At 64.8% G+C, this 25,765-nt stretch carries 17 protein-coding genes; 13 read left to right on the forward strand and 4 right to left on the reverse strand.

The features are described 5' to 3' along the window. Window positions 1-280 precede the first annotated feature (280 nt). From ACT53N_RS15820 to ACT53N_RS15835, 4 genes are all read left to right on the forward strand, one after another. Window positions 281-3,388, forward strand: a complete 3,108-nt coding sequence (locus ACT53N_RS15820; RefSeq protein WP_476064800.1) for a TonB-dependent receptor — start codon at window positions 281-283, stop codon at window positions 3,386-3,388. A gap of 91 nt (window positions 3,389-3,479) precedes the next feature. Beyond that, window positions 3,480-4,199 carry a SapC family protein gene (locus ACT53N_RS15825; RefSeq protein ID WP_476064801.1) on the forward strand — a complete coding sequence of 240 codons (720 nt, stop codon included), beginning with the start codon at window positions 3,480-3,482 and terminating at the stop codon, window positions 4,197-4,199. Next, complete coding sequence (locus ACT53N_RS15830; protein WP_476064802.1) at window positions 4,124-5,230, forward strand: cupin-like domain-containing protein; 1,107 nt, start codon at window positions 4,124-4,126, stop codon at window positions 5,228-5,230. The genes ACT53N_RS15825 and ACT53N_RS15830 overlap by 76 nt, the downstream gene beginning before the upstream one ends. 23 nt (window positions 5,231-5,253) lie before the next feature. Then, window positions 5,254-6,753, forward strand: a complete 1,500-nt coding sequence (locus ACT53N_RS15835) for a tryptophan halogenase family protein (RefSeq protein WP_476064803.1) — start codon at window positions 5,254-5,256, stop codon at window positions 6,751-6,753. A 15-nt stretch (window positions 6,754-6,768) separates the two neighbouring features. On the opposite strand, the gene ACT53N_RS15840 is transcribed toward ACT53N_RS15835, so the two are convergent. From ACT53N_RS15840 to ACT53N_RS15855, 4 genes are all read right to left on the reverse strand, one after another. Continuing rightward, complete coding sequence (locus tag ACT53N_RS15840; protein WP_476064804.1) at window positions 6,769-8,073, reverse strand: glycosyltransferase family 4 protein; 1,305 nt, start codon at window positions 8,071-8,073, stop codon at window positions 6,769-6,771. 9 nt (window positions 8,074-8,082) lie between these two features. Continuing rightward, a complete protein-coding gene (locus ACT53N_RS15845) occupies window positions 8,083-9,441 on the reverse strand; it encodes an FkbM family methyltransferase (RefSeq protein ID WP_476064805.1) in 1,359 nt (452 codons plus the stop codon). A 180-nt stretch (window positions 9,442-9,621) separates the two neighbouring features. Continuing rightward, window positions 9,622-11,151 (reverse strand): hypothetical protein, encoded by a 1,530-nt coding sequence (locus ACT53N_RS15850; RefSeq protein ID WP_476064806.1) that lies wholly within the window; start codon window positions 11,149-11,151, stop codon window positions 9,622-9,624. Window positions 11,152-11,221: 70 nt separating this feature from the next. Continuing rightward, entirely contained in the window at window positions 11,222-11,521 is a 300-nt protein-coding gene (locus ACT53N_RS15855) for a helix-turn-helix domain-containing protein (protein ID WP_476064807.1), read from the reverse strand. 250 nt (window positions 11,522-11,771) lie between these two features. Between ACT53N_RS15855 and ACT53N_RS15860 the strand changes: the two genes are divergently transcribed. The 9 genes from ACT53N_RS15860 (at window position 11,772) to ACT53N_RS15900 (ending at window position 25,745) form a co-directional block, all read left to right on the forward strand. Continuing rightward, on the forward strand, window positions 11,772-15,761 hold the full coding sequence (locus tag ACT53N_RS15860) for a beta strand repeat-containing protein (protein WP_476064808.1): 3,990 nt from the start codon (window positions 11,772-11,774) through the stop codon (window positions 15,759-15,761). Between the two features lie 288 nt (window positions 15,762-16,049). Then, window positions 16,050-17,762, forward strand: a complete 1,713-nt coding sequence (locus ACT53N_RS15865) for a type I secretion system permease/ATPase (protein WP_476064809.1) — start codon at window positions 16,050-16,052, stop codon at window positions 17,760-17,762. A gap of 64 nt (window positions 17,763-17,826) precedes the next feature. Further along, a complete protein-coding gene (locus tag ACT53N_RS15870; protein ID WP_476064810.1) occupies window positions 17,827-19,137 on the forward strand; it encodes an HlyD family type I secretion periplasmic adaptor subunit in 1,311 nt (436 codons plus the stop codon). Window positions 19,138-19,275: 138 nt separating this feature from the next. Further along, window positions 19,276-20,253 carry a GDP-mannose 4,6-dehydratase gene (gene gmd, locus ACT53N_RS15875; RefSeq protein WP_476064811.1) on the forward strand — a complete coding sequence of 326 codons (978 nt, stop codon included), beginning with the start codon at window positions 19,276-19,278 and terminating at the stop codon, window positions 20,251-20,253. After that, window positions 20,253-20,885: an acetyltransferase gene (locus tag ACT53N_RS15880; protein WP_476064812.1), complete on the forward strand. Its 633-nt coding sequence runs from the start codon at window positions 20,253-20,255 to the stop codon at window positions 20,883-20,885. The genes gmd and ACT53N_RS15880 overlap by 1 nt, the downstream gene beginning before the upstream one ends. Continuing rightward, on the forward strand, window positions 20,882-21,997 hold the full coding sequence (gene per, locus ACT53N_RS15885) for a GDP-perosamine synthase (RefSeq protein WP_476064813.1): 1,116 nt from the start codon (window positions 20,882-20,884) through the stop codon (window positions 21,995-21,997). The genes ACT53N_RS15880 and per overlap by 4 nt, the downstream gene beginning before the upstream one ends. 3 nt (window positions 21,998-22,000) lie before the next feature. Beyond that, window positions 22,001-23,038, forward strand: coding sequence for a glycosyltransferase family 4 protein (locus ACT53N_RS15890; RefSeq protein WP_476064814.1), 1,038 nt, complete (start codon window positions 22,001-22,003; stop codon window positions 23,036-23,038). A gap of 10 nt (window positions 23,039-23,048) precedes the next feature. Then, window positions 23,049-24,086 carry a glycosyltransferase family 4 protein gene (locus ACT53N_RS15895; protein ID WP_476064815.1) on the forward strand — a complete coding sequence of 346 codons (1,038 nt, stop codon included), beginning with the start codon at window positions 23,049-23,051 and terminating at the stop codon, window positions 24,084-24,086. Between the two features lie 54 nt (window positions 24,087-24,140). After that, window positions 24,141-25,745, forward strand: coding sequence for a TolC family outer membrane protein (locus tag ACT53N_RS15900; protein ID WP_476064816.1), 1,605 nt, complete (start codon window positions 24,141-24,143; stop codon window positions 25,743-25,745). The last annotated feature ends 20 nt before the right edge of the window (window positions 25,746-25,765 follow it).

Raw genomic sequence — 25,765 nt, forward strand, 5'->3', positions numbered from 1 at the left:
GCAAAAGCGACGTTCTGCGCCGCCGGCCAGCCCGCGAACCCTTCGCCGTGTTCGCTGGCAGGTTGCTTCATTTATCATAAAAATATGCTCAAAAAGTCGCTTGAAAAAAGATTGCTAGCGCTGTCAATTGGCCATTGCAGCCATCCGAGACCAATGTTACCGCTAACTAGTGTTCGCGGCTTCGAGTCTGGACTCGGGTGGTGAAACGGGAAGAGCGCTCCGGAAATGCTTCCGGCTCGCAACAAAAACAGCGCCCCAGAGAGGGCTTAAATTAGGGGGAATGGCTATGAAGCGGCTTCGTCGCTTGCATGCGTCTGCCTCGTGCGTCGCTATTACGGCGGCCATGTTCGCCAGCCCGGTGCTGGCCCAGCAGGCTCAAAACACCACCGTTGATGAAGTGATCGTCACGGGCATCCGCGCTTCGCTCGAGCGGTCGATCGAGATCAAGCGGACCAATTCGGGCGTCGTCGACGCCATCTCCGCCGAAGACATGGGCAAGTTCCCCGACACCAACCTGGCTGAATCCCTGCAGCGGATCACGGGCGTGTCGATCGACCGGACCAACGGCGAAGGCTCGCAGGTCACGGTCCGCGGCTTCGGCGGCGGCTTCAACCTCGTCACCCTGAACGGCCGCACCATGCCGACGGCCAACGTCGCCACGGTCGGCGGCGACCAGTCGTCGGACACAGCCGGCGGCACCAGCCGTTCGTTCGACTTCTCGAACCTCGCTTCGGAAGGCGTCACCACGCTGGAAGTCTACAAGACGGGCCGCGCGGCGGTTCCGTCGGGCGGCATCGGCGCAGCCATCAACGTCAAGACCCGCCGTCCGCTGGAAGGCAAGCCGGGCCTGACGGGCAGCATCGGCGTCAAGGCCGTCTACGACCAGAGCATGGACCAGAAGGTCGACGAGGGCGGCAGCAAGATCACGCCGGAAGTGTCGGGCCTGCTGAACTGGGCCGATGACAGCGACACCTTCGGTATCGCCCTGTTCGGCGCTTACCAGAAGCGCGACTTCACCAGCCGTAGCGTGACGTCGAACGACTGGAACATCCGGACCTACGCGGATTTCATCAATCCGGCCAACGGCTTCGTCCGCAACGGCGGCGCCACCCAGATCACCGGCGCGCCGTCCAGCGGCTCGACTCTGGTCGCGATCCCGAACGACAGCCGCTACCACTTCTCGCAAGGCGAGCGCGAGCGGATCAACGGCCAGCTGACGGCCCAGTATCGTCCGACCGAGAACCTGACGATCACGGCCGACGCCCTGTACGCCGTGAACAAGTCGTTCGAACGCCGCAACGACAGCACCAACTGGTTCAACCGTCCGTTCGACAAGGTCACGTTCGACAACAACCCCGTCGTCGCGACCGCCGTGCTGCTGCAAGAGCAGCTCAGCGGCACCAAGGACATGGGCTTCGAGCAGCAGTATCGCAGCAACGAAGACACCCTGGAGTCTTACGGCCTGAGCGCCGAGTGGGATTTGTCCGACCGCCTGCGCGTCAAGCTGGATGGTCACATGTCTAAGGCCGACTCCGGTCCGCACTCGTCGAACGGCACCAGCTCGACGACGGTTTCGATCGGCGCGCCGATCGTCTCGTCGCACTCGGTGGACTACAGCGGCAAGGTTCCGGTCCAATCGATCACGATCAACGACGCGGCCCCGCGCGGCAACGGCAACGGCGCTCTGGACGCCGGCGACCTGGGCAGCCAGGTGGCCCGCACCTGGACCAACAGCCAGCAGCACGAGATCAAGGAAATCCGCGCCGACGTCACCTATGACCTCGACGACAACGGCAGCCGCTTCGACTTCGGTTTCAACTACCGCACGTCCAAGATGGTTCAGGCGGGCAGCTCGACCCAGCAAGACCTCGGCAGCTGGGGTATCTCGAACCCGCGTGACGTGGCGCAGTACGCACCCGGCCTGGTCAAGGCCTTCTGCATGGCCTGCCAGTTCAACGAGTTCGACCTGAAGCAAAGCGGCGCCGGTCTGGTGTCGTTCCGCGCTGACGCGATCGACCTCTACAACGCGATGTCGAAGGCCTATGTCGCCCGCGGCAACGCTGTCGCGATCACGGGCCAAGCCAATAACCGCGTCGACGAAGACATCCTGGCCGGTTACGCCCAAGTGACCTGGAAGTCGGAACTGGGCGGCATGCCGGCCACTCTGGTGACGGGCGTCCGCTATGAGGAGACCGAAGTCACCTCGACCTCGCTGGTGCGCACGCCCAGCGCGATCGTCTGGACGGCGGACAACGACTTCCGTCTCGACACTGCGGCCACCTACGCGCCGCTGGCTGGCGAGGGCAAGTACTCGAACCTGCTGCCCGCCTTGGACTTCAGCGTCGACCTGCGCGAAGACCTGATCGGTCGCTTCTCGTTCAGCCGCACGATCGCCCGTCCGGACTACGGCAACCTGTTCGCCGCCCAGACTGCGGGCACACCGAACCGTCCGGTGGCCAACGGCGCCATTCCGCTTGGCACCAGCGGCAACCCGGACCTGGAGCCGCTGATCTCGGATAACTTCGACGTCTCGCTCGAGTGGTACTACAAGCCCAGCAGCTACATCACGGCCGGCTTCTTCGAGAAGCGCGTGAACAACTTCGTGGGCACCGGCACCGTTTCGCAGAACCTGTTCGGCCTGCGTGACGTCAGCTCCGGCGCGGCGGGCACCCGTTCGGGCACCGCCAAGGCGATCCTGACGGCCATCGGCGCCGACCAGACCGACGTGAACCTGTTCACGATGACGGCTCTGCTGCAGACCACCGGCTCTTCGGCGGCGGCTCAGGCCCAGTTCCAGGCCAACCGTGGCGTCACGGGCGACCTGAATCAGGCCTTCGTGGATCAGATCCTGGCGGCGGTGGATATCTCGCCCAACAGCACTGACCCGTTGTTCAACTTCCAGGTCTCTAAGCCGATCAACAACAAGACCGGCAAGATCCACGGCTTCGAAATCGCCGCTCAGCACTTCTTCGGCGACACCGGCTTTGGTGTGTCGGGGGCCTACACGATGGTGCGCGGCGATGTGAGCTTCGACAACGGCGCCAGCCCGTCGCAAGACCAGTTCGCGCTGCTGGGTCTGTCGGACACGGCCAACGCCACCCTGATCTACGACAAGAACGGGATCTCGGCCCGGGTCGCCTACAACTGGCGTGACAAGTTCCTGCAAGCCACCAACCGTGGCGGCTCGAGGAACCCGGTCTATGTCGCGCCGTTCGGCCAGCTGGACATCAACGTCAGCTACGACGTGACGCCGAAGCTGGCGATCTCGCTGGAAGGCATCAACCTGACCAAGGAAAGCCTGCGGACCTACGCTCGCGATCCGAACCAACTGTGGTTCGCCCAAGAGCTGGATCGCCGTATCCTGCTCGGCGCGCGCTACCGCTTCTAGTCGGAAGTCTCTGGAAGCAAGGATGGGGTCGCCGCTTGCGGCGGCCCCATTATTCCTTTGAATTCAGCGTCTCCAGCGTGGGTATGCGTCCATGAACCGAGTGCTTCTCAATAATGTCGACCACGCCGATCTGCGTGTGATCGCCACTCACGGCGTGGCGTTCGGCGACGGCGTCAACCAGACCCTGCTGCTGCCGACCGAGTTCGAAGCGGCGCAACGCGAGTATCCCATCCTGATCCGCAAGGACGCCGCCGACGCCTATCAGGCCGTCGCGCTTCTCGGGCTTGATCGGGACGAGAACCTTTTCCTCGACGAGACCGGCTGGAACGCGCGTTACATTCCGGCCGTACAGCGCCGCGGCCCGTTCTCGATTGCTCTACAGCGGGACGAGCGGGGCGGCGAACCTCGTCCGATGATCCATGTCGATCTCGACCATCCGCGCATCAGCGCGGAGGGCGAGCCGCTGTTCCTGTCGGCCGGCGGCAACTCGCCGTATCTGCAGTCGGTCAGCCAGACCCTGGGCCAGATCCACGACGGCCTGGAGATCGCCGGACCGATGTTCGCGGCCTTCGAGCAATACGGGCTGATCGAGCCGATCGATATCGAGATCAAGCTCGATGACAGCACCAGCTACGTCGTGCCGGAGGTCTACTCCATCGCGCCGGATCGATTGAACGCCCTGAGCGGGGAGGCCCTCGAGCGCCTGCACCAGTCCGGCCTGCTGCGCGCCGCGCAGTGGATCGTCTCTTCGATGGGCAATATCGAGGATCTGATCGCGCGAAAGAACCGCCGCCGGGCCAGCCTGGCATGACCGCGCTGACGGCGCGACGGACGGTCGAGACCACGGTGGCGACGCCGGGCGAGATTCCGTTCGACGCTGTTCTGGCAGGGCAAACGCCGATGCTGTTCAAGGGCCTCGCGCGCGACTGGCCCATCGTCCAGGCCGGGCTTCAGTCACCCCAGGCCGCTCGCGACTACATCCGACGCCATGATCGTGGTGTCGGCGTCGTCGGTTACACCGGCGCCCCCGCGATCCGGGGCCGTTTTTTTTACGACGAGACCCTCACCGGCTTGAACTTCCGGGCCGAACGCGCGCCGCTGGACGACGTCCTGCGCCGGATCGAAGCGGTCGAGGGCCAGGCGGACGCACCGTCGATCTATATCGGCTCAACGGACCTGGACGCCTATTTCCCAAGCCTGAAGGCCGAGAACGATCTGGGTCTGGGACCAGAGATCTACGGCCCGGAGCCGCCGATGGCCGGCATATGGCTTGGTAACCGCACTGTGGCGTCGGCCCACTACGACATGTCCAACAACATCGCCGTCTGCGCGGTGGGACGCCGGCGTTTCACGCTGTTTCCGCCCGACCAGGTCGCCAACCTCTATCCCGGCCCGCTGGAGCCGACGCCGGGCGGCCAGGTCGTCAGCATGGTCGACTTCGAGAACCCGGACTTCGACCGTCATCCCGGGTTTCGAGAGGCGCTGGCCAGCGCTCAGGTCGCCGAGATGGAGGCCGGCGACGTGCTCGTCTATCCCGCGCTCTGGTGGCACCAGGTCGAGGCCTTGGCCGAGTTCAACGTGCTGATGAACTACTGGTGGAACACCACGCCCGCCTATGTCGACACGCCAATGACCACGCTGATGCACGGCCTGCTTAGCCTGCGCGATCGGCCAGATTTCGAGAAGCAAGGCTGGAAGGCCCTGTTCGACTACTACGTGTTCGGCCCCGCTGAGCGGGCCGGCGCGCATTTGCCCGAGGCGGCGCGCGGTCCCCTGGGCCCGCTCGACCCCCTCAAGGCCCGGCGCCTGCGCGCCTGGCTCCTTGATCGACTCAACCGATAGCCAAGCCAGGGGGAGGGGACACGATGCAACCCCAAACGATCCGCAAGGTAGTGATCGCCGGGGGCGGCACGGCCGGCTGGATGGCCGCCGCCGCGCTGGCCCGTCAGCTGGGCCCGTTGCTCGACATCACCCTGGTGGAGTCCGAGGACATCGGCACCGTCGGCGTCGGCGAGTCGACCATCCCGACCGCCCGGACCTTCAACGCGCTGCTGGGCATCGACGAAGTTGAATTCATGCGCGCCACCCAGGCGACCTTCAAGCTGGGGATCTCGTTCGAGAACTGGGGCGAGGTCGGCGATCGCTACATCCACTCGTTCGGTCAGGTTGGCAAATCCACCTGGATGGGCGGTTTCCATCACTTCTGGCTGCAGGCCGTTGCGCAGGGCTTTGGCGGCGACCTTGGCGACTACTGCTTCGAGCTGAAGGCCGCCGAAGCCCAGCGGTTCTATACGGGCGAGGAGAGCCCGCTGAACTACGCCTACCATCTGGACGCCGGTCTTTACGGTCAGTTCCTGCGCCGCATGGCCGAGGCCGACGGCGCGCGCCGGATCGAGGGCAAGATCGCCAGCGTCCGCCAGCGCCAGACCGATGGCTTCGTCGAGGCGCTGGTCATGGAGTCCGGCCAAGTGATCGAGGGCGACCTTTTCATCGACTGCACCGGGTTCCGGGGCCTGCTGATCGAGCAGACCTTGAAGGCCGGCTATGAGGATTGGAGCCACTGGCTGCCGACCAACAGCGCCCTGGCGGTCCAGACCCGCTCCACCGAGCCGGCGGTTCCCTACACCCGCGCCATCGCCCACCGGGCGGGCTGGCGCTGGAAGATCCCGCTGCAGCATCGCGTGGGCAACGGTCTGGTCTATTGCAGCGACCACATCTCGGACGACGAGGCGATGGCCATGCTGACCAGCGAGATCGAGGGCGAGACCCTGATCTCCCCGCGTCTGATCCGCTACCGCACCGGCCGCCGTCGCAGGACCTGGGACAAGAACGTCGTGGCGCTGGGTCTTTCCAGCGGCTTCGTCGAGCCGCTGGAGTCGACCTCGATCCACTTGATCATGATCGGTGTGACCCGGCTGATGCAGCTCTTCCCGTTCGGGGGGATCAGCCAGGCGGCGATCGATCGCTACAACCGCCAGGCCGATGACGAGCTGGAGAAGATCCGCGACTTCATCATTCTGCACTACAAGGTGACCGAGCGGACCGACAGCTCGTTCTGGGACCAGGTGCGCACCATGGATATTCCGGACAGCCTGGCGCACCGCATCGCCCTGTTCCAGGAGGGCGCGCAGGTCTTCCAGGCTCCGGGCGAGTTGTTCCAGGTCGACTCCTGGCTGCAGGTGATGCTGGGCCAGCGGATCATGCCCAAGACCTATCACCACATGGGCCGGCTCATGCCGCCCCAGCAGCTGAAGCAGGCGCTGGACGATCTCAAGCGCAACATTGCCGGGGCCGTGTCGCGCCTGCCGCAGCACCAGGCCTTCCTGGATCACTACTGCGCGCCGCCGGTCAGCAAGAGCGCCTGACCCGGGCTGACACCGCTACTGGGGCAGCGGCGCGAAGAGCTTTTGCAGAGTGGCGCCGATCCGCGTGGCGGCGGCGTCGCCTTCGGCCAGACCCATGGCGCTCAGCTCGCCGCCGATGCGCCGGCCCACAGCCAGCAGCGGACGGCTGGTGACCTGGACCTTGGCCAACCCCTCCACCGCTTCGGCGTAACGCGCGGCGTTGAGGTTTTCGAGCGCCCAGGCGCGAGCCGCCTTGCCGGTGTTGAGGCGTAGGGCTTCGTCCGCCACCAGACGCTCCAGCGTCGAACGCAGCTCGTCGACCACGATTTCGCCGTCGATCTTGAACACGAGGTCGTCGGGCAGTTCGCCGTAGAAGCCTGCGCGCGCCACGACCGTGGGCCGCCCGCTCAGCATGCCCTCGCAGGCGGAACCCGACGCCCCTTCCAGCACCGGCTTACGTAGCGCGACCATGATGTCGGCTTCGTCGAGCCGGCGGTCCAGGGTCTCGTCGTCCACTGCGCCGTCGATGATCAGGTTCTCGAAACCCACCTCGGCTGCGAGGCTCTCCAGGCGCGCGCGCTCTTCGTCGGAGATCGGACCCACCAGACGATAGGCGCAAGCCTTTAGCGCTTCAGACCCGCCCAGGGCCTGGATAACGTCGGCGACGCGCTTGTTGGGGTTCATCACCCCAACGGTGGTGACCGTCAGCTGTCGCTTGGGCTTCGGCGGTCCCGGCGGCGTTGCGCGATCCGGGCAGCACAGCGGCGTCACCGCAACCGGGCCCGGGCAAACGGCCTCCAGCTTCGGCGCATAGAAGCGCGCGTGGGCCAGGGCGGCCTCGCAGCGGCCGGCCAACCATTCCGTCATCGGCAGATGCTGGGCGATCTCGCCCATGTCCAGCATCTGGCCCGAGCGAACGGCTACGGCGTGGGGAAGCGCAGCCTCGCCGTAGGTCGCGATGATCTCGGCGTCGTGACGACGATAGTCGAGGCCGTTGTAGTGCAGCCAGCCCGAGAACAGGTTGTAGATATAGAAGTCGTGGAAGATCCCCAGGCACGGCGCGGCGTCCAGAATCGCGAACACGCCCGCGTGGAAGGGATAGTTGTCGCCGATATTGACGACGACCACGTCAAACTCCGCCCTTAGCTGCGCCAGGTCATAGGCGCGCCAGTGATGGACGGGCAGGGCGGTCGGGTGCAGCGGCTCTGCCGGATCGTTCTGGTCCTCGCAGCGCAGGATCTCGACCTGATGGCCGCGCGCGGCGAGTTGCTTGGCGACCTCGGCGCTGACGCGGCCGATCGACGAGCGCAGGACGAAGGGCGTCACCCAGCAGATCTTCATCGAACGCTCCTAGCGCCCCAGCAGGCGCTTTTCGGCGTCGCCGCCGGCGCGCACGAAGGCGATATTGGCCGAGACCACCTTGGCTGCAGCCTTGGCGTTGGTCTTCACGCAGTCGCCATAGGTCTCGTCGATCATGTAGGGCGTAAAGCCCGCATCGCCGAACGCCTTGAACCACTGCGCCGGGGTTTGCCCAACGCGCTTGAGGTGCTCGGGCCCAAATTCGGCGAGGACGGCGAGGTCGGGGTTCTTGGCGATAACGCCCTTCATGCCCGCCAGCACGTCCAGCTCCGCGCCCTCGACGTCGATCTTGACCACGTCCAGGCGCTTGGCCGGCGCCACGTCGTCCAGGCGGACGACCTCGACCTCAATGGTCCGGGCCTCTTCAGCCTCGGGCAGCGCGTAGAGCGAGCTGTGGCCGATGATGTCGCTGACGTGGAAGGTCAGGCGGCCCGGCTTTTCGCCCACGGCCTGATCGCGCACCTCGACCCAGGACAGGCCATTGAGATATTTCATCTTTTCGAGGTTCGAGCGCGGGATCGCCTCGGGCTCGAAGGCGATGACACGGCCGCCGGGACCCGTGGCCCAGGCCATCACCAGGGTCAGCAGGCCGATATTGGCGCCGACATCGGCCACTACCATGCCCGGCTGGATCAGGCGACGCAGCACGTCGCCGGTGCCGGGCTCGAGACCGCGGCTGGTGGCGTTGGCCAGCATGGTCACGAAGGTCGGCAGGTTCCGCGGCGCCAGCACGTAGCCGTCACGCATACGGATCGCCATCGACTCCTCGTCATAGGCGATGAGCGGCCGCTGCTTGATCTCCAGCTCGTCGAAGCGGGGGCCGAACAGGGTGGGGAGAGTTTCGACACGTGTCAGGGCGGTCTGTCCGATGGTCTCGATCACGTGGAGGCGCTCGGTATGAGCGCGCGCGATCTTGCCTTGCTCCAAGGCGAGTTGGCCTTGCTGGGTCGCGAGAGCGTCCTGTGCCGCGAGGAGGGCGGTCAACTGCTGGCCATGTTCGTTGGCCAGCGCGGCGAGCGCAGAGACAGAGCGGCCGTGTTCGAGGGCCAAGGCTTGCAGTTGGTGTTCAAGCTGAACGACGTGAAGCCGGGTGTGGCGCAGTTCCTCCAGCAGCGCCTGGCTCAACGTGCGCTGCTCGCCCAGGTCATGCAGCACTGGGGCCTGCAGGTATCGACGCGCATAGTCGGCGACGCGGCCGAACAGCTTGGCGGCGACACGTCGGGGTAGGGCTAGCCGGCGTCGGCCTGACGCTGCGGGCGCGCCCTGGACGGGGGTGCCGTGGCTGGCCAAGGCGGCCTGCTCGCCGCCCGACGGCGCGACCGCGTCGTTCCGCGAGGGCGAAGCAGCCATGGCGGATCGTATCGCAAGATCAAAGCGTAGCGGACGCAAGGTGACTCTCGTGATCTAAGCTTTGCAACGGCCAAGCCATGGCCACCAGACGATGACGACGACAGCATACGCCAAAGCGCGGAGAAGGGGGCTGTTACTGTCCGGCGGAGCCGCGACGCCACAGCGGACGTCGCTTTCGCCTCAGCTCAAGCCGTCGTGATGCAGGAACGCCGACTGCGCGCCAACAAGATTCACAGACGTCCCGTCGAAGAACGTGAAGCTCATGCTGGTGAGGTTTTCGACCGCGCCCGGGTCTGTCGTGACCCGGCTGTCGAAGATCACAACCTGCAGACCCTGGACCATGATGGTGACTTGCTCGGTGTGAGTCACGAAGTACTCTACGAACTTCTTCACCAAATCCTGGCTGGCGAAGCCCACAAACGGCGGAAGCTTGATGGGGGCGGTGTCGACCGGCAGGGGGGCGGTTGGAGTCGTAAGCGAACCATCCGTCGCCGGCGCGCCTGGCTTGGGCGCGGTCTCAGCGACAGGGGGGGCGGCATCTGATCCGCTCGTCGGCGGAGCCACAGGCGTTGTAACCGGCGTTTCGGGTTGGGCCCCAGGCGCTAGGTTCTCTCCGCCACGCACCGAATAGTGAGCGCCGCTATCAATCAGGTCGGTGAGGACCTGAGGCAGCTTCTCGACCTCGATCACCGCAACCCGCTCGACCAGGCTCTCGCCAACGATGGCGCGGACGAGCTGCACGGCCTCGACCTCAGGCAGACCGCTGTTGGCGAGCCGAATATCGATGCTCCATTGACCACCAGCGGGAGCCGCCAGGAAATGGGCGGCGTTGCCGCTCGCGTCGGCCCCATAGGGGCTTACACTAGCCGCAGGCGTCATATCCCGCTCGAGGGCGGGAAGGGTCGACAGCATGGCCATCAACGCCAAAACCGACGATACGGTCTGGGCGGGTGTGGCCGGTGTCACCTCGGCGCTGGCGCCGACATGGCCAGCCGCCGTCAACAGCGGAGCGCCCTCAACCCGCGCCGAGCCAAAATCCAACGACGCAGCCGCCGCGCGAATGGCGTCGTTGGCCGCCGGCGACAAAGCGCGCTCGTCAAGCTTGATCTCTGCGGCCATCATCGCCGCCGCGAGAATGAGAACGGCCTGACTGACCGGAACCTGAACCGAAACGCCGGTCACTGCGATGGCGGAGGCAGCAGCGCCGCCCGTGATGCTGGCGGCTGAGCTGGTGCTCAGCAGGGCAGGGCGTGTGGAGGGCTGCGGCGCGCCGCCGGCGGACTCAGCGCGGGCCTCGCCGCTTTTGAAGAATGCAGTGCCCACGATCGCAACCAGCAGAGCGGCCGGGTGAAGGGCGATGTTAGAGCCGCGCTCGGGGCGTTTGATCAGCGGATGCCGCTCGACCATGTTGCGCACCAGCGCCGTGAAGTCGAAGCCCCGCGCAATCTCTTCGTAGGCCGGGCCAGCGATGATGTACTGCCCGTCGATGCGCGCGAAGTGAATAACGACGTCGCCGTCGTCGACGCGATAGAACACAAACCAGGGCTCGTTCTCGTCGCTGAGGCCACGATCGGTGCCTACGCGGATGCCCGCGCGGATCAGCGCAGACTCGACACGGTAGAACTCAGCCAGCTCCTGCTGGGTCCAGTCACTGGGCCTCGGCTGGTGGCGCGGCGCCCGCGCGAAGAACGAAAGGACCTGAGCGGCCATGCGCTGGAAGCTTCCTCACGCCTAATCTTTAGGGCGCCCCCCACAGGCGCCTGCGGCGACCCTAGACGAACTATTCCCCGCTGAACAGGATTTCGTAGGTGATCGGGTCGTAAAAGCGCATCAGTTCGCGAACAAACACCTTTTCGGGCACGGCCAGCGCGGCGGCCCACTCGCGATAACGGTCCGGCGGAATGCGACCGCGCCCCGTCTCCAGTTGCGAGATAAAGGTGTAATAGTCAGCACCCACCTTGGCGGCCAGCTGCCGCTGTGACAGGCCGGCGGCCTCGCGCATGTCCTTGAGCCAGCGGCCGCCCTCGCGGCGAAGGTCCTGGACCTCCGGGGCGCTGCGGCGTTGTGGGTTGCCGTACATATATAAAGCCTCGGTTGTCGACGCGGCGCGAGGAGGCCTCACGCAGCAGGCGAATTCGCTTTCTTATAGCCCGTTCCGGAGGGGGGTACAAGGAACGCTATATAGGAATTTGCTGTACCGGTTAGAAAAATGCTGTACGGCTCGAATTCGGCTATTGTCGACGTATGACGTTTGCTCTATAGCCATCGCTGCTCCCATGCGTGCCAATAGGTCGCGGGGGGTGTGGGATTTACTTTGGGAGACAAGCCAGATGGCTGTTACGATCACCCAGCTGACGTCGTATTTTACGAACGCCAACGCTGGTACCGCCCCGACCGCCGCGCAGACCGCGGCTCTGCAGGGCATCCTTGCTGAAAACGCGACCCTGACCCTGACGGACGCTCAGGCCCTGCAAAAGGCCGTCGACCTGGGTTCGGACACGACGACCGCTGTCAGCGTCCAGACCTACCAGTACTTCCTCGGCTTCGCGCCGAGCCAGGCTGGTCTGACCGCTCTGAACGCCGCTTACGTCGGCACGGGCTCGCAAGCCGGCTTCAACGGCGAAAACCGCTACATCGCTCAGTCGGTGTCGCTGGCGATGCAAAACGCCACCGCCAAGGCCGCCTTCTCGGCCAAGGTCGGCGCTCTGTCGTACGCCGACGCTGCGACCCTGATGTACAACGAGATCGTTGGTTCGACCGCCGCTGCTGCGGCCGGCATCAATGTCGCCAACGCCGTGTCGTTCCTGACCAGCGCTTCGGCCATCGCCTACTACACCGCTTTCGTGAAGGCCAACGCTGGCCTGGGCGCCAGCCCGTCGGCCGCTGACATCGACCTGGCCGTCAAGGCCGCCCTGGTCGGCGCCATCCTGAACGCCGCCACCACCTTCAACAGCGGCGCTGGCGTCGGTTCGTACGCGACCGCCACCAACAACCTGCTGAAGGACCTGGCTGACGACGGCGCTCTGGTCTCGAACGACCCGGCCGGCATCAACCTGTTCACCAAGTACGCCACCCCGTCCACGCCGCAGGCTCTGAAGCTGACCACCGGCATCGACACCCTGACGGGCGGCGACGGTAACGACACCATCACGGGTCTGTTCGCCGAAGGCACCAACGCCGACGTCGCGACCCTGAGCACCTTCGACACGATCGACGGCGGCGCGGGCACCGACACGCTGAACCTGTACATCAGCGGTACGGGCAGCAACGGTGCTCTGCCGACCAACGCGACGATCAAGAACGTTGAAGTCGTCAACCTGTACTCGGCCACTGCCGCCAGCAACGACCTGCGTGACGCCTCGACCTACGGTGCGGCTCTGACCCAGCTGTGGCAGATCGGCGCTGAAGACGAAGTCCGCAACCTGGCCGCGGGTCAGACGGCTGGCTTCCGCAACACGTCGGGCGACCTGGAAATTGTCACCGCCGCTGGCGCCAAGTCGGCGTCCATCGCGCTGGACAACACCGACGACACGGATAGCGACATCTATGTTGGCAACTCGTCTGCGACTGGTGCTCTGAGCTCGGTCACGATCTCGGGCGCTTTGGACGACGTTAACGCTGATGGCGCTGACCAGATCTACGTCGAAGTCAGCCTGGGCAAGAACGTCTCGACCCTGACGGTCAACTCGTCGGTCGATATCGAGCTTGACTACAACAACAACGGCAACAACACCGGCGGCACGGTTCTGCGTACGCTCGACGCTTCGGCGAGCACCGGCGGCATCGAGTTCGGCGGCGGCAGCAACGTCCGTACGGTCACGACCGGTTCGGGCGATGACTCGATCTACATCAACACTGCTACGGTGATTGACGACGTCGCCACCACGGCTGACGAAACCGTCTCGGCCTCGGTCACGACCGGCGCTGGCGACGACTACGTCTATGTCGGCACCTCGGGCACCGGCGCGACCACGGTTTCGACCGGCGACGGCGCTGACACCATCGAGATCGACACTGCGGGCACCAACACCCTGACTGTCAACGCCGGCGCGGGTGACGACACCGTCGTCCTCTTCAACAGCACGACGGTCAGCTGGTCTTCGTCGGCCACGGGCGTCAAGGACGTTGTCTCGGGCGGCGACGGCGTCGACACCCTGTCGTTCTCGGCTGCGGTTGCGACGGCGGTTTCGGGCGGCACGACCTTCGAGCGCGCTATCGACGGCTTCGAAAAGGTCTCGATCGACTACGTCGGCAACGGCGAAAACGCCACGGTGAACCTCGCGAACCTGGATGACATCTCGTATGTCGTCACCAACGGTAGCGACACCGCCGCTGGCATCACCGAAGTGGCTGAAGTGGAGTTCTACGACCTGAAGCCGGGTCAGTCGGTCACCGTCGGTGGCGCGACCTACACGAACAGCTCGGGCGTCACGATGGCCGCCGCTGACGTGGCGACCGCTTTCGCCGCGGCCTACGACGTCGCCGGTTACACCGAGAGCAAGTCGGGTTCGGTGATCACTTACACCTCGAGCACCGCCACCACCAACGTGACCGACCTGACGGTCTCGGCTTCGGCTGGTTCGGCTCCGGCGGTTGCGACCTTCACGGTCGTCGACGGCGTGGCTCCGGTGACGGGCACGGCTGAAACCTCGACCGTGACGTTCCAGGGCCTGTTCGACGGTGAGTCGACCACGGTTGCGGGTCGCGTGATCACGGCCACCGGTGGTAACCTGACCGCTTCGCAAGTTGCGGCCCTGTTCTCCAGCGGCACTTCGGCCGGTAACGGCGTGGTTTCGGGCAGCCTGTCGGGTTACACCGCCGGCGCCGCTTCGGCCCAGTCGGTGACCTTCACCAGCACGACGCTCGGCAACGTGTCGAACATCAGCGTCGCCACCACCTCGGGCGCCAGCCTGACGGTTTCGACCACGGATGGCGTGAACACCGTGGCGGCTGTGACTGAAAACGGCGTGATCACCTTCGGCGCTCTGCTGGACGGTCAGTCGGTGACGGTCGGCGGTCGTTCGGTGACGGCGACGGGCGGCAACCTGACGGCGGCCCAAGTTGCGGACGCCTACGCTTCGGGCAACGGCATCTACGGTTCGGCGGTTGTGGGCGGTACGCTCATCTCGGGCTTCTCGATCGGCAACACCGCGTCGGGTGACGCTGTGGTCGAGTACGCCTCCACCACGCCGAGCGCCAACGTGACGAACTTCTCGGGTTCGACCTCGGCCGCTGTGGCCGCCACGACCCCGGACCTGTCCATCACCCAAGGCGCTCCGTCGTACGGCAACCTCACGCTGGACAACCTGGCCGCTGGCGGCACGGTTGAACTGCGGGCTGCCAACGCGGGTACGCTGACGGTCAACCTGGCTGACGCCACCGGTTCGGCCGACGTCGTCAACCTGAAGATCAACGGCTCGTCGAACGTCGTGAACCCGAACGGTGGCACGGTCGTCGTGGCCGGTGTTGAAACCATCAACATCGCCACCGCCGATCGTAACGCTCTGTCGGATCCGTCGGCCGCTTCGAAGCCGAACCTGGTCGCCGCCGCCGCCACCACCGTGACGGTCACCGGCAACCACGGCGTTGACTTCACCGGCTCGACCCTGACCGGCCTGACGACGCTGGACGCCTCGGGCGTGGTTTCGACCCGCACGACCGGCGCCGCCGCCGCCGCCGCCGTGACCTTCACGGCCGCCAGCAGCACCTCGAAGACCCTGACGGTCACCACCGGCATGGGTAACGACGTGATCAACCTGTCGGCCAACACCAAGGGCGGCGCTACGCTGACCTCGGGCGCTGGTGACGACACGCTGACCGGCACGGCCTCGGCCACCGTTGGCGACACGATCAACGCCGGTGACGGCAACGACGTGGTCAACTCGTCGGCTGGCGCTGACACGATCACGCTGGGCGCGGGCAAGGACAGCTACAAGCTGCTGAGCTCGGCTCACACGCTGCTGGCCGTTGGTGACACCATCACCGACTTCTCGGCCAACACCGCGGCTCAGACGACCGGTTCGCTGGGCGCCAACACCAACATCGTGCAGCGCACCGGCGACGTCATCGACGTCTCGGGCCGCTTCGGTGGTTCGGTCACGGGTATCAAGGTCGGTATCGCCACCAACGCGGCGGATGCTCAGACCCAGATCCAGAACATCGCGACCAACGACGGCACGCTGACGGGCTTCGTGCTCGATAGCTCGACCGGCAAGCTGTACATGGACTTCAACGACGACGGTAACGTCGACTCGGTGATCACCCTCACGGGCGTGACCACCCTGACGACCGCCGCCTTCCTGACCGGCCTGAGCTCTTAAGTTCAGCGGGCTCCAGCGCTCTTCGGAGCGCCGGAGGAAGTCGACAGACGAAGCGGAACCCCCGGCGAGCAATCGCCGGGGGTTTTGTTCTATCCAAAGGTCTTTATGCGGCGGGGGGCGAGCTCGCGATGCGGGACTCAAGCCAAGGGCGAGGACCCCTTGCGTTGTCTCGGAGAAAGTGGTCTAGCCGAACACGCTAAGGGGCCAGATTTCGCCATGTTTCCATGGTGAGGACGCGCTCTGTTCAGTTATCCTTCGCCGGCTCGACCGGCTTCTCGTAGGCGCGCAATGTTGTTAAGCCGTCCCGGCCAAAAGCCGACCGTGTTGGATCGGGCCGTGGGGTCCGCCAAGTCCGCCGTGATAACGGCCATGGTCTTCAGCTTCTTCATCAACATCTTGGCGCTGGTCAGCCCCATCTACATGCTCCAGGTCTATGACCGCGTGCTGGCGAGCCGCAACGTCACGACCCTGGTCATGCTGACGGTGATCTGCGTCTTCCTGTTCCTGATCTATGGCGCGCTCGAAGCGTTGCGCACTCAGGTCCTGGTTCGCGCCGGTCTCAAGTTCGATGGCATTGTTCGCGATCCGGTTTTCAAGAGCGTCTTGTCCGCGACGCTCAACCGCCGCGGCGGCGGCGGCCAGGCTTTCCGCGATATGGACCAGGTCCGCGAGTTTATGACCGGCGGCCTGATCGCTTTCTGCGAAGCCCCGTGGATGCCGGTCTTCGTATTCGCGTCCTGGATCTTGCACCCGTTCTTTGGGGTTCTGGCGATCATCGCTTCGTTCGTGATCTTTGGTCTGGCGGTCGCCAATGACCGTGTGACCAAGGATCCCTTGATGCGCGCCAGCCTGTCTTCGATCGCTGCGCAGAATGATGCGAACTCCACCCTGCGCAACGCCGAGGTCATGCAGGCCATGGGCATGTGGGGCGGGCTGCAACAGCGTTGGCGCGTGCGCCGCGATGAACAGGTGGCCTGGCAGGCCGCCGCCAGCGACGCCGGCGGCGCGATGATGTCGGCCATCAAGGTGTTCCGGAACATCATCCAGACCCTGATCCTGGGCGGCGGCGCCTATCTGGCGATCGACGGGAAAATCTCGGCGGGCGCGATGATCGCCGGTTCGATTCTCGTCGGCCGAGCCCTGGCCCCCATCGAAGGCGCTATTGGTCAGTGGAAGGGCTTCCTGGCCGCGCGGCAGTCCTGGGATCGCCTGCAGACCATGTTCCGCCAGGAGGACAACGACGTCGATCGTATGCCCTTGCCCGAGCCTCGCGGTGTTCTGTCGGCCGAGGCGGTGTCTGTGCAGCCCCCGGGCGCCACGGCTCCGACCATTCGTCAGGCAAGCTTCCGCATTGAGCCAGGCGCGGCGGTCGGCGTGGTTGGTCCTAGCGGCGCCGGCAAGTCGTCGCTGATCCGCGGGGTCGTGGGGGTCTGGCCCGCCGTGGCTGGCGTCTTCCGGCTGGACGGCTACGACATGAAGCAGTGGGACCCCGAAAAGCTTGGCCAGCACATCGGTTACCTGCCGCAGGATATCGAGCTGTTCCAAGGCACCGTGGCGCAGAACATCGCGCGCTTCACCGAGTATGAAGCCGCCGACGTGATTCAGGCCGCGACCCTGGCCGGCGTGCACGAAATGATCCAAGCCTTCCCGGACGGTTATGACACGCCGATCGGAGAGGGCGGCACTGCGCTCTCCGGCGGTCAGCGCCAACGTGTGGCTCTGGCCCGAGCTGTCTATCGTTCGCCGGCGCTGATCGTGCTGGACGAGCCGAACGCGAGCCTGGATCAAATGGGCGAGCTGGCGTTGATGGACGCCATGAACAAGCTCAAGGCCGCCAAGCGCACGATCTTGTTCGCCACCCATAAGGTGAACCTGCTCAGCCAGGCGGACTACATCATGGTCGTCAACCAGGGGGTCATCGCCGACTTTGGTCCCCGCGACCAGATGTTGGCCAAGTTGACAGGCGCAGCTCCGACGCCCGTCCCCGCGCCTCAGGGCTAGTCAGTCCGTTCTTGGCTCCAATACTTTCGCGTCGCCCACCAAGCGCGCTGTCTAGGCAAGCATAATGCAGTCTCCGACGATCAAACGTCCCACTGACAACTACCGCTCGGTCGCCAGGATCGGCTATGTCGTTATCGCACTATGCCTGGTGGTGCCGCTGATCTGGGCCGCCCTGGCTGAGCTGGACAGCGCCGTCATCGCCCCCGGCATCATCGCCTCTTCGGGCAATCGCAAAACCGTGCAGCACCTTGAAGGTGGGATCATCCGCAAGATCCTCGTCAAGGAAGGTCAGACGGTGAAAGCCGGCGAGCTTCTGTTTGAGCTGGACCCCACCCAGACCGACGCCATGGCCGGTATCACCCGCAACCAGTATGTCGCGCTGCAGGCCTCCGAGGCTCGGCTTGTCGCTGAACGCGACCAGCGCGCGTCGATCGCCTTCCCGGCCGAACTGCTGCGCCAGCGCAACGACCCGATGGTCGCCCGGGCGATTGCGGACGAACAGGCCCAATTTATCGAGCGCCGCCAGACCATTCAGGGCCAAGTCGATCTGATGAACGGTCAGCGCGACCAGTATCAAAGCGAGATCGAGGGTATCGACCGTCAGACTCAAGGACTGAAGGACCAGCTAGGCTATATCAACGAAGAGCTGACTGATCTGCGGAAGATCTATGAGAAGGGCCTTGTGCCACGCCCGCGCCTCCTGGCGCTTGAGCGTGAGCAGGCATCGCTGTCCGGCTCAATCGGCCGATTGACCGCTGATCGCGCCAAGGCCGTGCAGGGCCTGTCGGACACCCAACTCAAAGTTCGTCAGATCAAGCAGGAGTTCTACACCGAGGTTTCACAGGCGATCGCTGAAACGCGCCTTCGGCTGAACGAGGTGACCGAGAAAGAACTGGTGGCCACCGACGCCCAGAAGCGCGTGAAGGTCACCGCGCCCGTCAGCGGCACGGCGCAGAACCTGCGCTTTTTCACGGAGGGCGCGGTTATTCGTCCGGCCGAGCCGCTGATCGACATTGCGCCTGACAGCCACGACTACATCATCCAGGCGCATTTCAGCCCAACGGATGTCGACAACATCCACCCGGGCATGGTCACCGAGGTGCGCATGCCGGCGTTCCACTCGCGCAAGATGCCGATCCTGAATGGCAGGATCGAGTCGATCTCTCGTGACCGGCTGACCGATGCGGAGGGTAAGACCTCCTACTTCCTGGCGATCGTCCGGGTCGATATCAACCAGCTTCCGCCGGAGTTCCGCAGCCGTGTCACGGCCGGCATGCCCGCTGAGGTTATTGTCTCGACCGGCGAGCGCACCGTGCTGCAGTACCTTTTCGCCCCGCTAAAGGACACCCTGCGCAAGACGATGCGCGAGGAATAGGGCTGCGATTTCAAGAGCCTGATTTGCAACGCTTTTCGGACGGCGGCGCGGGCGACGTAAAATCGCCGGCGCTGCTTTCCATTCGCGGGCAATAGTGTAGTCAGGACCCTTCGTTGTTACTGGAGTCGGCGGATACGCATGGCGAAGACGGCTTTGATCACCGGGGTCACCGGTCAGGACGGGGCGTACCTCGCCAAGCTGCTGCTCGAGAAGGGTTACGCGGTCCATGGCATGCTGCGCCGCTCGGCCTCGGCCGATGTGATCGGTGATCGTCTGCGCTGGATCGGCGTCTATGACGACGTCCAGTTCGAGCTGGGCGACCTGCTGGACGCCGGCGGCCTTGCGCGCCTGATGCGCCGCCTACAACCGGACGAAGTCTACAACCTGGCGGCTCAGAGCTTCGTCGGCGCCTCGTGGGACCAGCCGCACCTGACCGGGTCGGTGACGGGTCTGGGGACGACCAACATGCTGGAAGCCGTGCGCCTCGAATGCCCGCAGGCGCGCTTCTACCAGGCCTCGTCGTCCGAGATGTACGGCCTGGTGCAGCACCCGATCCAGTCGGAGACGACGCCGTTCTATCCGCGCTCGCCGTACGCGGTGGCCAAGCTCTATGCACACTGGATGACGGTGAACTACCGCGAGAGCTTTGGCCTGCACGCCTCGGCCGGGATCCTGTTCAACCACGAAAGCCCTCTGCGCGGCATTGAGTTCGTGACCCGCAAGGTCACCGACGCGGTGGCGGCCATCAAGCTGGGCCAGCAGAAGACCGTCGACCTGGGCAATCTCGACGCCAAGCGCGACTGGGGTCACGCCAAGGACTATGTCGAGGCGATGTGGCTGATGCTGCAGCAGGAGACGCCGGACGACTACGTGGTCGCCACCGGCAAGACCTGGACCGTGCGCCAGATGTGCGAAGTGGCCTTCGCCCATGTCGGCCTGAACTATCAGGACCACGTGACGATCAATCCGAAGTTCCTGCGTCCGGCTGAGGTGGATCTCCTGCTCGGCGACCCGGCCAAGGCCAAGGCCAAGCTGGGCTGGGAGCCGAAGACGACCATGCAGGAGATGATCGCCGAAATGGTCGACGCCGACATCGCACGGCGCTCGCGCAACTGATGAGCGGCGGCGTCGTCATCATCGGCGGCGGCGGCCACGCCAAGGTGGTCATCGAGAGCCTGCGGGCCTGCGGTGAGACTGTGGCGGCCATCATCGACGCCGATCCGACGCCGCGCGAGGTGCTGGGCGTCCCGGTGGTGGGCGACGATCTGGCGCTGCCGACACTGCGCGGGCAGGGGCTTTCGAGGCTGTTCGTGGCGATCGGTGACAATCGGCTGCGTCAAAAGCTCGGCCGCAAGGGTCGTGACCACGGGTTCGCCCTGGTCAACGCGATCCATCCCTCGGCCATCGTCTCGCCCAGCGCACGCCTGGGCGAGGGGATTGCCGTGATGGCGGGCGTGGCGATCAACGCCGAGAGCGCGATCGACGACCTTGTGATCATCAATACTGGCGCCGTCGTTGACCATGACTGCCGCCTCGGCGCCGCCTGCCATCTGGGGCCCACCGCAGCGCTGGCCGGGGGCGTAACCGTGGGAGAGCGGGCTTTCCTCGGTGTCGGCGCCCGGGCCATACCGGGCGTGTCGATCGGCGCCGACACGACCGTCGGCGCCGGCGGCGTCGTCGTGCGTGACCTTCCGGACGCCATTGTCGCGATCGGCGTGCCGGCCAAGATCAAAGGAGACCGTTCGTGAGTGACCTGCCGCGCATTTCCGTCGCCGCGCCGCGCCTCGACGGCAACGAGCGCGCCTATGTGCTCGAATGCATGGACACGACCTGGATCTCGTCGGTCGGACGCTTCATCGTTGAGTTCGAAAAGGCCTTCGCCGACTACTGCGGCGTCAAGCACGCGATCGCCTGCAATAACGGCACGACCGCCTTACACCTGGCCCTGGTGGCGATGGGTATCGGACCCGGCGATGAGGTGATCGTTCCCAGCCTGACCTATATCGCCTCGGCCAATTCGGTCACCTATTGCGGCGCGACGCCTGTGCTGGTCGACAACGATCCGCGGACCTTCAACCTGGACGCCACCAAGTTGGAGGCGCTGATTACCCCGCGCACGAAGGCGATCATGCCCGTGCATCTCTACGGTCAGATTTGCGACATGGATCCGATCCTCGAAGTCGCTCGCAGGCATAACCTACTGGTGATCGAGGACGCGGCCGAGGCTGTGGGGGCGACCTACAAGGGCAAGAAGTCGGGTGCGCTCGGCGACTGCGCCACATTCAGCTTCTTCGGCAACAAGATCATCACCACCGGTGAAGGTGGGATGATCACCACCAACGACGACGAACTCGCCGCCAAGATGCGATTGCTGCGCGGCCAGGGCATGGATCCGAACCGCCGCTACTGGTTCCCGGTTGTTGGGTTCAACTATCGCATGACCAACATCCAGGCCGCGATCGGCCTGGCGCAGTTGGAGCGGGTCGACGAGCACCTCGCCGCCCGCGAGCGGGTCGTCGGCTGGTATGACGCAAAGCTTGCGCGCCTGGGTAACCGGGTGATCAAGCCCCACGTGGAGCCCACCGGCCGGCATGTGTTCTGGATGTACACCGTGCGCCTGGGCGAGGGGCTATCGACCTCGCGCGAGCAGGTGATCAAGGATCTCGACGCTCTGGGCATCGAGAGCCGCCCGGTGTTCCACCCCATGCACGTGATGCCGCCCTACGCGCATCTGGCTAGGGATGATCTGAAGATCGCCGAGGCCTGTGGGGCCGACGGCCTCAATCTGCCGACGCATGCGGGCCTCAGCGAGGCTGATATCGACCGCGTGATCGCGGCGCTGGACCAGGTGCTGGTCTAGCCGATGCGCATCGTCCTGCTGTCCTCGATCGTGCCGTTCATCAACGGCGGGGCGCGCTTCATCGTCGAGTGGCTCGAGGAGAAGCTGGTCGAGGCCGGCCACGAGGTTGAGCGGTTCTATCTGCCGTTCGTCGACGACCCGAACGAGATCCTGCATCAGATCGCCGCCTGGCGGCTGATGGACCTGACGCAATGGTGCGACCGGGTGATCTGCTTCCGTCCGCCGGCCTATGTGGTGGATCACCCAAACAAGGTGCTGTGGTTCATCCACCACATCCGCACCTTCTACGACCTTTGGGACACGCCCTATCGCGGCATGCCCGACGACGCCCATCACCGGGCGATCCGCGACAACCTGCGGGCGCTCGACACCCAGGCGATTTCGGAAGCCCGGGCGGTGTTCACCAATTCCCAGGTGGTGGCCGACCGGCTGAAGGCCTTTAACGGCCTGGACGCCACGCCGCTGTATCCGCCCATCTACCAGCCGGAGCGCTTCACCCACACCGGCTATGGCGACGAGATCGTCGCCATCTCGCGCCTGGAGCCGCACAAGCGACAGGCCCTGATGATCGAGGCCATGCAGTACGTGAAGACCGGGGTGAAGCTGCGTCTGGCGGGCACGGCGTCCAGCGCCGAGTACGGACGCCAACTGGTCAAGATGACCCACGACTTAGGCGTGGCCGATCGGGTCATTCTGGAGGATCGCTGGATCAGCGAGGACGAGAAGGCCGATCTGCTGAAACAGGCCCTGGCTGTCGCCTATCTTCCCAAGGACGAGGACAGCTACGGCTATCCTTCGTTGGAAGGCGCCCACGCCCGCAAGCCGGTAATCACCACGACCGACTCCGGCGGGGTGCTGGAACTGGTCGAGCATGGCCGTAACGGTCTGATCAGCGCGCCCGACCCTCGCGCCCTGGCCGAGCAGTTCGACCGTCTGCACGCCGACAAGCAGGCGGTGGCCAAGATGGGGACCGCCTCTTTGAACCGTCTGGCCGAGATGAAGATCGATTGGACCACCGTGGTGGAGCGCCTGACCTCATGAGGAAGCCCGCATGAAGGTTCTGGTCGTCAATAACGCCGCGCCGTTCCAGAGGGGCGGCGCCGAGGAGCTGGCCGATCATCTGGTTCGACGCCTGAACGCCACGCCCGGCGTCCAGTCCGAGCTGGTGCGCGTGCCGTTCACCTGGGAGCCCGCCGAGCGCCTGATTGAGGAGATGCTGATCTCTAAAGGCATGCGGCTCTACAACGTGGATCGCGTAATTGGCCTGAAGTTCCCGGCCTATCTGATCCCGCACCAGAACAAGGTGCTGTGGCTGCTGCACCAGTTCCGCCAGGCCTACGACCTGTCGGAAGCCGGCCAGAGTCATCTGGACTTCGACGACACGGGCAGGGCGGTCAAGGCGGCGATCCGCGCGGCCGATAACGCCTGTTTCGCCGAGTGCCGCAAGATCTACTGCAACTCGCCCGTCACCCAGAACCGGCTGATGAAGTTCAACGGGGTGGGCAGCGAGGTGCTCTATCCGCCGCTCAATGATGGCGAACTGTTCACCGGCGGTGAGCACGGCGACTACGTCTTCGCAGGCGGCCGTGTCGCGGCGGGCAAGCGCCAGCACCTGCTCATCGAGGCCCTGGCCCTGCTGCCGGGCGGCCTGCGCCTGGTCATCGCCGGCCCGCCGGAGAACCAGGCCTATGCAGACCGCCTGACCAAGCTGGTCGAGGATCTGGACCTGAAGGACCGGGTCGAGCTGCGCTTTGGCTTCCATCCGCGTGAGGACATCGCGCGCTGGGCCAACGGCGCTCTGGTCTGCGCCTACCTACCCTTCGACGAGGATAGCGTCGGGTACGTCACGATGGAGGCTTTCGCCGCAGGCAAGGCCGTCCTCACGGTGACCGACTCCGGAGGCCTGCTGGAGATCGTCAGCGCCGACACCGGCGCGGTCGCCGAGCCGACGGCGCAAGCCTTGGCTGATGCGCTTGACCGTTTGACCTCGGACCGGGCGCGCGCCATATCGCTGGGCGACGCGGCGCGCAAACTCTGGCGCGACAAGAATGTCACATGGGAAGAGACGGTCCGCCGTCTTCTTGATTAAGCCACAAATATTGGGTTGAAGGCCTAAGGTAGGCCCGAGCCGCAAGTCTAGGAAATGCGAGTGCTGTCGAAAGTTCTGTCCGTGCGAACGTCCCTGATCGCTGTGGCTGTCGCCGTAGCCATGGCTGGTCGCGCTGAACTCGCTCAAGCCGAGACCTTGGCTGACGCCATTACAGCGGCCTATCAGAGCAACCCAAATATTCAGGCGCAACGCGCGGCCTTGCGTGCGCTCGATGAGAACTACACCCAGGCGCGGGCAGCCTATGGCCTGCAAGCCAGCGCCCAGGTGGCCGAAGCCTACGGCTATCAGAAAGGGCCTAGTACAACGCCCTTTGGGAGCAACAAGCCGCTTGGCCTTGAGGCCGCTAGCCAGACAAATCAGCTATCAGTCAGCCAGTCGCTCTATACGAATGGCCGCTATGCTGCGCGTCTCGCCGGCGCAGAGGCGAAGATCAAGGCTTCTCGCGAGAGCCTTCGCCGTATCGAGATGGACCTCTTGGTTCGAGTCGCCAACGCCTATGTCTCGGTCCGTCGTGACCGTGAAGTACTTCGTATCAGCCTCGGCGGCGAGGCGTGGCTGCGGAAGCAACTCCAAGACACGGAGGACAAGTACGCAGTTCGTCAGGTTACGCTGACCGACGTCCAGCAAGCCAAGGCGCGCCTAGCGTCTTCGTCCACTCAGGTGATCAACGCCCAGGCGCAGCTAAACCTGAGCATCGCCAACTATGCGTCTTTGGTGGGGCGCCTGCCAGGTGATCTGGAGCCCGAGCCGGATATCGACAACCTCCCTAAAGCCTTGGACGAAGCCTTCAACCAAGCTGAGGCGAACAACCCGGTGGTGCTCGGCGCCGCCTATGCCGAGAAGGGCTCGAGACTAGGTGTCGCCGAAGCGCGCGCCCAGCGTCTGTTCAGCATCTCAGCGCGGCTCGACTATCGGAACGGGCCCACCTACCCGTATAGCGCCAAGATCCGTAACCGTGAGGACTCGGTCTCGGCTGGCGTCACGCTTTCACAGCCTTTGTTCTCGGGCGGCCAGATCAACTCTGTGATCCGGCAATCGATCGAGGAGAACAACCGCGACAAGCTGCTGATCGATGATGCGCGGCGCAACATGGTTTTCAGCGTCTCTGAGGCCTGGGAACAACTGGTGTTCGCGCGTCGCTCGCTGGTGACCCTGGAAGAGGAAATGAAGGCCAATACGATCGCCTTCTATGGTGTTCGGGAAGAGGAGCGTTTCGCCCTTCGCAGCACGATCGAAGTCCTCAACGCCCAGGCTGAACTCCAAAGCGCGCAGATCGGCTTCCTAAGAACGCGGGCTAATGAGTATGTCGCCCGCTTCCAGCTCTTGTCGCAAATCGGCACGCTGGAGGTCGGCAATCTGGCGCCCGGCATCGCTCCTTATGATCCTGAGCGCAACTTCAAGAAGGTGCGTTATCGCGGGACCCTGCCGTCTGATTTGATCATCCAGACCTTCGATCGCATCGCCTTGCCTATGGCGGCTAAAGCGCCTCCGATCGGCGATACGGCGCCTATCCGACCGCTGTCGACCGAACTGCCGGCGGGACCGATCGCGGCCGAAAAGCTGAAGCCTCCGCCCTCGATCAACGAACTGCCCGCTCTAAGCGATGATGCGCCGGTCGCCACAGCGCCAAAGGGCTAGGTAGGCTGCGTGCGATAAAG

The organism is Caulobacter sp. DMC95, from assembly GCF_056313785.1.

Excerpts from the sequence above, each read along its gene's own strand:
- ACT53N_RS15820 (WP_476064800.1), top strand. The coding sequence starts at position 281 with ATGGCTATGAAGCGGCTTCGTCGCTTGCATGCGTCTGCCTCGTGCGTC.
- ACT53N_RS15890 (WP_476064814.1), top strand. The coding sequence starts at position 22,001 with ATGCGCATCGTCCTGCTGTCCTCGATCGTGCCGTTCATCAACGGCGGG.
- ACT53N_RS15895 (WP_476064815.1), top strand. The coding sequence starts at position 23,049 with ATGAAGGTTCTGGTCGTCAATAACGCCGCGCCGTTCCAGAGGGGCGGC.
- ACT53N_RS15835 (WP_476064803.1), top strand. The coding sequence starts at position 5,254 with ATGCAACCCCAAACGATCCGCAAGGTAGTGATCGCCGGGGGCGGCACG.
- ACT53N_RS15870 (WP_476064810.1), top strand. The coding sequence starts at position 17,827 with ATGCAGTCTCCGACGATCAAACGTCCCACTGACAACTACCGCTCGGTC.
- ACT53N_RS15850 (WP_476064806.1), bottom strand. The coding sequence starts at position 11,151 with ATGGCCGCTCAGGTCCTTTCGTTCTTCGCGCGGGCGCCGCGCCACCAG.
- ACT53N_RS15840 (WP_476064804.1), bottom strand. The coding sequence starts at position 8,073 with ATGAAGATCTGCTGGGTGACGCCCTTCGTCCTGCGCTCGTCGATCGGC.
- ACT53N_RS15855 (WP_476064807.1), bottom strand. The coding sequence starts at position 11,521 with ATGTACGGCAACCCACAACGCCGCAGCGCCCCGGAGGTCCAGGACCTT.
- gmd (WP_476064811.1), top strand. The coding sequence starts at position 19,276 with ATGGCGAAGACGGCTTTGATCACCGGGGTCACCGGTCAGGACGGGGCG.
- ACT53N_RS15865 (WP_476064809.1), top strand. The coding sequence starts at position 16,050 with ATGTTGTTAAGCCGTCCCGGCCAAAAGCCGACCGTGTTGGATCGGGCC.
- ACT53N_RS15860 (WP_476064808.1), top strand. The coding sequence starts at position 11,772 with ATGGCTGTTACGATCACCCAGCTGACGTCGTATTTTACGAACGCCAAC.
- ACT53N_RS15880 (WP_476064812.1), top strand. The coding sequence starts at position 20,253 with ATGAGCGGCGGCGTCGTCATCATCGGCGGCGGCGGCCACGCCAAGGTG.
- ACT53N_RS15825 (WP_476064801.1), top strand. The coding sequence starts at position 3,480 with ATGAACCGAGTGCTTCTCAATAATGTCGACCACGCCGATCTGCGTGTG.
- ACT53N_RS15845 (WP_476064805.1), bottom strand. The coding sequence starts at position 9,441 with ATGGCTGCTTCGCCCTCGCGGAACGACGCGGTCGCGCCGTCGGGCGGC.
- ACT53N_RS15900 (WP_476064816.1), top strand. The coding sequence starts at position 24,141 with ATGCGAGTGCTGTCGAAAGTTCTGTCCGTGCGAACGTCCCTGATCGCT.